The organism is Amycolatopsis sp. SID8362, from assembly GCF_010550475.1.
In the GTDB taxonomy this organism is placed as follows: Bacteria; Actinomycetota; Actinomycetes; order Mycobacteriales; family Pseudonocardiaceae; genus Amycolatopsis; species Amycolatopsis eburnea.
Genome location: NZ_JAAGNB010000881.1, coordinates 1 through 6827 on the forward strand (window position 1 = coordinate 1; position 6827 = coordinate 6827).

The 6827-nt window shown below is 73.0% G+C and carries 5 protein-coding genes; 4 read left to right on the forward strand and 1 reads right to left on the reverse strand.

Annotated elements, in window-relative coordinates; all coding sequences use genetic code 11:
* The 4 genes from G3I65_RS27530 to G3I65_RS27545 all read left to right on the forward strand — a co-directional run.
* On the forward strand, positions 1–3407 hold a 3407-nt coding region (locus G3I65_RS27530; RefSeq protein ID WP_160698690.1), incomplete at its 5' end, for a non-ribosomal peptide synthetase.
* A gap of 2 nt (positions 3408–3409) precedes the next feature.
* Positions 3410–3823 (forward strand): aspartate 1-decarboxylase, encoded by a 414-nt coding sequence (panD, locus tag G3I65_RS27535; protein ID WP_160698691.1) that lies wholly within the window; start codon positions 3410–3412, stop codon positions 3821–3823.
* 67 nt (positions 3824–3890) lie between these two features.
* Positions 3891–4916: an ABC transporter substrate-binding protein gene (locus G3I65_RS27540; protein ID WP_160698692.1), complete on the forward strand. Its 1026-nt coding sequence runs from the start codon at positions 3891–3893 to the stop codon at positions 4914–4916.
* An 11-nt stretch (positions 4917–4927) separates the two neighbouring features.
* On the forward strand, positions 4928–5137 hold the full coding sequence (locus G3I65_RS27545; RefSeq protein ID WP_160698693.1) for an MbtH family protein: 210 nt from the start codon (positions 4928–4930) through the stop codon (positions 5135–5137).
* A gap of 66 nt (positions 5138–5203) precedes the next feature.
* Here the strand turns inward: G3I65_RS27545 and G3I65_RS27550 are convergent.
* Positions 5204–6827, reverse strand: a 1624-nt coding sequence (locus tag G3I65_RS27550; protein ID WP_160698694.1) for an ABC transporter ATP-binding protein, incomplete at its 5' end; no start/stop codon positions are given.

Below are 6827 nucleotides of genomic sequence, written 5' to 3' on the forward strand. Positions count from 1 at the left end.
ACGCCAACGGCAAGCTCGACCGCGCCGCCCTGCCCGCACCCGGGACGCGCCCTGCCGGACGCGTCGCGCGGACCCCGGCCGAGCAGGCGCTGTGCGAGCTGTTCGCCGACGTCCTCGGTGTCCCGGCGGTCGGCCCGGACGACGGCTTCTTCACACTGGGCGGGCATTCGCTGCTGGCGACGCGCCTGGTCAGCCGGGTGCGCGCACTGCTCGGCGTGGAAGTGCCGATCCGGGCGGTGTTCGACGCGCCGACCCCGGCCCGGCTCGCGGAAGCCCTCGACCCGGGCCGCGAAAGCCGCCCGGCGTTGCGGCCGGCCGACCGGCCGGACGTCCTGCCGCTGTCGTTCGCGCAGCAGCGGCTGTGGTTCCTCGACCGGCTCGACGGGCTGTCCGCGACCTACAACATCCCGTGGGCGTGGGAGCTGACCGGCCCGGTCGACGTCGGCGCGCTGCAGGCGGCGGTGCGTGATGTCGTGGCGCGCCACGAGGTCCTCCGGACGCTCCTGGTGGAAGAGCAGGGCACCCCGCGCCAGATCGTCATCGACCCGGGCGACGCCCGCGCCCGCCCGGACCTGGTCACCGAAACGTCCACCGACCTCGACGAGCACGTCACGGCGGCGGCGTCGTACTGCTTCGCCCTCGACGCCGAAATCCCGCTGCGCGCCACGCTCGTCTCGGCCGGGCCGGAGCGGCACGTGTTCGTGCTGCTGGTGCACCACATCGCCGGGGACGGCTGGTCGTTGCCGCCGCTGAAGCGGGACCTCGACACCGCGTACGCGGCCCGGCTCCGGGGTGAACCTCCACAGTGGACGCCGTTGCCGGTGCAGTATGCGGATTACACGCTTTGGCAGCGCGAGATGTTCGGCCGCGCCGACGACCCGGACAGCCTGCTCGGCCGCCAGGCGGCGTTCTGGCGCGACACCCTGGCCGGGCTGCCCGACGAGCTGACGCTCCCGGCGGACCGGCCGCGCCCGGCGCGTTCGACCAACCGCGGGTCCGCGGTGTCGTTCACCGTGCCCGCGGAGGTCCACAGCGGACTGCGCGCACTGGCGAACGGCAGCGACACCAGCACGTTCATGGTGCTGCAGGCAGCACTGGCCGCCCTGCTGACCCGGCTCGGCGCGGGCACCGACATCCCGCTGGGGACACCCGTGGCCGGCCGCACCGACCACGCGCTGGAGGACCTCGCCGGGTTCTTCGTCAACACGCTGGTCCTGCGCACGGACACCGGCGGTGACCCGACGTTCCGCGACCTCCTGGCCCGCGTGCGGGAGGCCGACCTCGCCGCGTACGCCCACCAGGACCTGCCGTTCGAGCACCTCGTCGAGCTGCTCAACCCGGCGCGGTCGCTGGCCCGGCACCCGCTGTTCCAGGTCATGCTCGCGGTGTACCACTCCGGTGGCGAACGGGAGCGGCTGCTCGGGCTCGACGCGGCCTACCGGGACACCGGGCTGCGGCAGGCGAAGTTCGACCTGTCCTTCGACCTGGTCGAGACCGCGGACGGGATCGAGGGCGACCTCGAGTTCAGCCTCGACCTCTTCGACGAGCCGACCGCCCGGACGCTCACCGAACGCCTGGTGCGGCTGATGACGGCCGTCGTCGCGGACCCGGACCGGCCGCTGAGCCGGATCGACGTCCTCGAACCCGGTGAGCGGCACCGGATCCTGCGCGACTGGGGGCGCGGCGAGCCGCTGACGACGTCGGCGCCGACGATCGTCGACCGGCTGGCCGCGCAGGTGGCGGCGACCCCGGACGCGACCGCGCTGAGCGACGCCGGTTCGAGTCTCACCTTCGCGGAGTTCGCCGTGCGGACCGACCGTCTCGCCCGGTGGCTGGCTTCGCAGGGCGCGGGTCCGGAACAGGTCGTGGCGCTCGTGCTGCCGCGGTCGGCGGCGGTCGTCGAGGCGATCTTCGGCGTGTTCAAGACGGGCGCGGCGTACCTGCCGCTGGACCCGGACCAGCCGGCCGACCGGATCGCCGCGATCCTCGCCGACTCCGGTGCGGCGCTGGTGCTCTCCAGCCGCGCGCTGGCCACGCCGGTCCCGGGAGCGCTGTTCGTCGAGGACGTCGTGGACACCGACGCGGCCTTGACGCCGCCGTCGCCCGCGAACCCGGCGTACGTGCTCTACACGTCCGGGTCCACGGGCCGGCCCAAGGGCGTCGTCATCCCGCATTCGGGGCTGGTGAACCTGTTCCACAGCCACCGCGAGACGCTCTACCGCCGGGCCGTGGCCGCGGCGGGCGGGCGGCGGCTGCGGGTCGGGCACGCGTGGGCGTTCTTCTTCGACGCGTCCTGGCAGCCGCAGCTGTGGCTGCTCGACGGGCACGAGGTGCACGTCGTCGACGACGAGACCCGCCGCGACCCCGCGCGGCTGGCGGCGGTGGTGCGCGACCGCGGGCTCGACTTCCTCGAACTCACGCCGTCGCACTTCACGCAACTGGCCGAGGCGGGCGTGGTCGCCGACGGGAAGTGCGCGCTCGGTGTCGTCGGCGTCGGCGGGGAAGCCGTGTCCCAGACGCTGTGGGAGACGTTGCGTTCGATGCCGGGAACGGCGGCGTACAACCTTTACGGGCCGACCGAGGCCACTGTGGACGCTCTGGTCGGCCGGTTCGCCGACGCGGACCGGCCGGTGGTCGGCCGTCCGGTGCACAACGCGCGGGCGTACGTCCTCGACGGCGGCCTGACCCCGGTCCCGGCCGGGGTGCCGGGCGAGCTGTACCTGGCCGGCGCCGGGCTGGCCCGCGGCTACCACGGGCGTCCTTCGCTGACCGCGGAACGGTTCGTCGCCTCCCCGTTCGAGCAGGGGGAGCGGATGTACCGCACCGGCGACCTCGTGCGGTGGCGGCCGGACGGGCAGCTCGAATACCTCGGCCGCACCGACGACCAGGTCAAGCTCCGCGGCTTCCGGATCGAACCGGGCGAGATCGAGGCGGCCCTGGCCCGGCACGAGGACGTCACGCAGGCGCTGGTCGTCGTCCGCGACGAGCGGCTGGTCGCTTACACGACGCCGTCCACTGTGGACCCGGCGCGGCTGCGGGAGTTCCTCGCCCGGACGCTGCCGGAGTACATGGTGCCCGCGGCGATCGTCCCGCTCGACGCGTTCCCCGTGACACCCAACGGGAAGCTGGATCGGGCCGCGTTGCCGGTACCCGAGTTCGAGACCCGGGGCCGCGCTCCGGAAACGCCGTTGGAGAAGACCCTCTGCGAGATCTTCGCGGAGGTGCTGGACGTCGCCGCCGTCGGCGCCGACGACGACCTGTTCACCCTCGGCGGGCACTCGATGCTGCTCGTGGTCCTGCGCAACCGGATCACCGAACGGCTCGGGACCGAACTGCCGATCGCCGAGTTCTTCCGCACCCCCACCGCGGCCGGGCTGGCCGCGCTGCTGACCCGAGACACGGAGTAGACGTGCACCGCACCCTGATGAACGCCAAGATCCACCGCGCCACCGTCACGCAGGCCGACCTGCACTACGTCGGTTCGCTGACCATCGACGCGGACCTGATGGCCGCCGCCGACATCGTCGAAGGCGAGCAGGTCCACGTCGTCGACATCACCAACGGCGCCCGGCTGGAGACCTACGCCATCACCGGCGAAGCGGGCAGCGGCGTGATCGGCGTCAACGGCGCGGCCGCGCACCTCGTGCACCCCGGTGACCTGGTCATCATCATCACCTACGCGCAGGTCGACGAGGCCGAGCGCGCCGGGCACCGCCCGCGCGTGGTGCACGTCGACGCGGACAACCGGCAGGTCCACCTGGGACACGACCCGGCCGAGCCGGTGCCGGGCGCCGAGGCGCAGCTCTCCGGCCGTGGGCGGTGACACAGTTGCTTTTGCCAGGCTGCCCTAAATAAGGTGTGCCTATCCTAAAGTTCGGCGAGAGGTTCTCATGTCCCTGTTCGAAGGCGCTGCCGGGCTCAGCCGGCGTGGATTCCTGATCGGCGCCGGTGGCGTCGCCGCGGCGGCGGCACTGACCGCGTGCGGCAGCGGCGGCGACAAGCAGGCGGGCACCGCCTCCGGTCCGTGGGAGTTCACCGACGACCGCGGCCAGAAGGCGGCGCGCGACCAGCGTCCGGTGCGGGTGGTGGCCTACGCCAGCTCGGCTGCGGCGCTGTGGGACTACGGCGTCCGCCCGGTCGGCGTGTTCGGCCCGCAGAAGACCGCCGACGGCGCCAAGGAGATCCAGGCGGGCAACATCGACCTGAACTCCGTCACGTCGATCGGCAACGCCTGGGACGACTTCAGCATGGAGAAGTTCGCGGCACTCAAGCCCGACCTGGTCGTCACCGGCCTGACCGGCGCCAAGCCGACGGACATGTGGGTGCTCACCGACGACCTCGGGCCCAAGGTGCAGCAGGTCGCGCCGATCGTCGCGCTCTCGGAGTACAAGGTCACGCTGCCCAAGGTGATCGAGCGCTACTCGCAGCTGGCCGTCGCGCTGGGCGGCGACGCCGGCTCGGAGACCATGAAGAAGGCCAAGGAGGACTTCGACAAGGCGTCCGAGGAGCTGCGGGCGGCGGCGAAGGAGAAGGCCGGCCTCAAGGTCCTGGTGCTCTACGGCGACAAGGACGGCCTCTACATCGCCAAGCCGGACTTCTTCGCCGACCTGGCGTACTACCGCGAGCTCGGTCTCGACATCGTCTCCGGCGGCGGCACCGAGGACTACTGGGAGCAGCTGTCCTGGGAGCAGGCGGGCAAGTACCCTGCGGACCTGATCCTGACCGACTCGCGCTCCTACGCCCTGCCGCGCGCCCAGATGACGCAGTTCCCGACGTGGAACCAGCTCCCCGCGGTCAAAGCGAACCAGCTCGGCGACTGGTCGGCCGAGCCGCGCTTCAACCACCTGCTCGCCACCCCGGTCATCCAGAAGCTGACCGCGCTGGTGAAGGGCGCCCGCACCGACATCACCGCCTGAGGAGGCCCGCCGTGACCAACCCGTTCGAAGACCCCGACGGCACGTACCTGGTGCTGGTCAACGCCGAGAACCAGCACAGCCTGTGGCCGGAGTCCGCCGAAGTCCCGGCGGGCTGGACGGTGGCCTTCGGGCCGTCCGGGCGCCAGGAGTGCCTGGACCACGTGGAAGCGAACTGGACGGACATGCGGCCGAAGTCCCTGGCCGACGCGATGGACAACTGACCCTGCCGGGAGGACGAAAGCGCCGGGAGCCCGCGTGGCTCCCGGCGCTTTCGCGTGCCCGGCAAGTCAAGCGCGCTGGCCGGACCAAGCCGTCCAGAGTTTCGCGTACTGGCCGCCCGCCGCGACCAACTCATCGTGCGTCCCCGACTCCACCACGGCGCCCGCGTCCAGCACCACGATCCGGTCCGACGCCGCCGCCTGTGTCAGGCGGTGCGCCACCACCAGCGCCGTCCGGCCCTCCAGCGCCGCCGCGGCCGACGCCTCCAGCACGCGGGAACCGGCGCTGCCCGCCTCCGCCGTGGCCTCGTCGAGGATCGCGATCGGCGGGTCGGCCAGCACCAGGCGGACCAACGCGAGCTGCTGTGCCTGCGTCACCGTCAGCTGGTGACCGCCTTCGCCGACCACCGTGGCCAGGCCGTCCGGCAGGGACGACACCCAGATCAGCGCCCCCACCTTCGCAAGCGCGTCCCGCAGCTCGGCGTCGGTCGCGGACGGCCGGGCCAGCCGGAGATCGTCGGCCAGTGGCCCCGCGAAGACGTGGACCTCCTGGCTGATCAACGCGACCGTCCGGCGGGTGCCCGCCGGGCCCAGCTCGTCGAGCGGGACGCCGCCGAGGGTGACCGAACCCGTGCCCGGGCGGTGGATGCCGGCGATCAGCTTGGCCAGCGTCGTCTTCCCGGCGCCGCTCGCCCCGACCAGCGCCACCCGCTCGCCGGGCGCGACGGCGAGGTCGATGTCGGCCAGCACCGGGTGACCGTCCACATAGGAGTATCCGATGCCCGCCGTCTTGACCGAAGCATCGACCGGCCGGGGCGGCCGCGCGGGAGACGCTTCCGCGGGCAGGTCGGCGACGCCGATCAGCCGTGCCAGGCTCGCCGCGGCCGCCTGCGCGTCGTCGACCAGCGCGAGCGCGGTCGTGATCGGCCCGAACAGGCTGTGGAAGTACAGGGCCGCCGCCGTCGCGACGCCGACCGTCACCGCGTCCGCCCCCACCAGCAGGAACCCCATCGCGAGCACAGCCGACAGCCCGAGGAACTCGGCGAGGTTGAGCCGCGCGTAGAACCGCGTCACCAGCCGGATCCCGCGCAGGGCCAGCTCGACGGCGCCGTCGGAGCGCTGCCGCACCCGCTCCAGGTGCGCGTCGGCCAGCCGGAACGCACGGACCGTCTTCGCGCCGCCGATGGTGTCCAGGAGCTGCTGCTGTTGCGCGCCGACGGCCTCGCGCTGGCTGGCGTACAACGGCTTCGCGCGCGGCACGTACCAGCGCACGGTCCACAGCTGGACCGGCACGGCGACCAGCGCGGCCAGCAGGAACCGCCAGTCGAGCACGGCCAGCGCGCCCAGCGTCAGCACGACGGTCAGCACCGACCGGCCCAGCTCGGGCAGCGCCTGCCGGACGCCTTCCGCCACAACCGAAACGTCGTTGGTCACACGGGCGGTGAGATCGCCGGAGCCGGCCCGTTCGAGCTGTTCCAGCGGCAGCCCGAGCGCCCGCTCGACGAACCGTTCGCGCAGCTCGGCCAGGATCGTCTCGCCGAGGCGCGCCACCAGCGACACCCCGATGGCGGTCGCGACCGCCTGGGCCAGCGCGACCAGCACCAGGCCGACGACCGGCGTGATCAGGTCGGCGGCCGGGCGGCGCGTCGCGACCAGGTCGACGACGCGGCCGAGCAGGGGAGCGGTGAGCAGG

Coding starts and splice junctions, on each gene's coding strand:
- G3I65_RS27540 (WP_160698692.1), top strand. CDS start 3,891: ATGTCCCTGTTCGAAGGCGCTGCCGGGCTCAGCCGGCGTGGATTCCTG.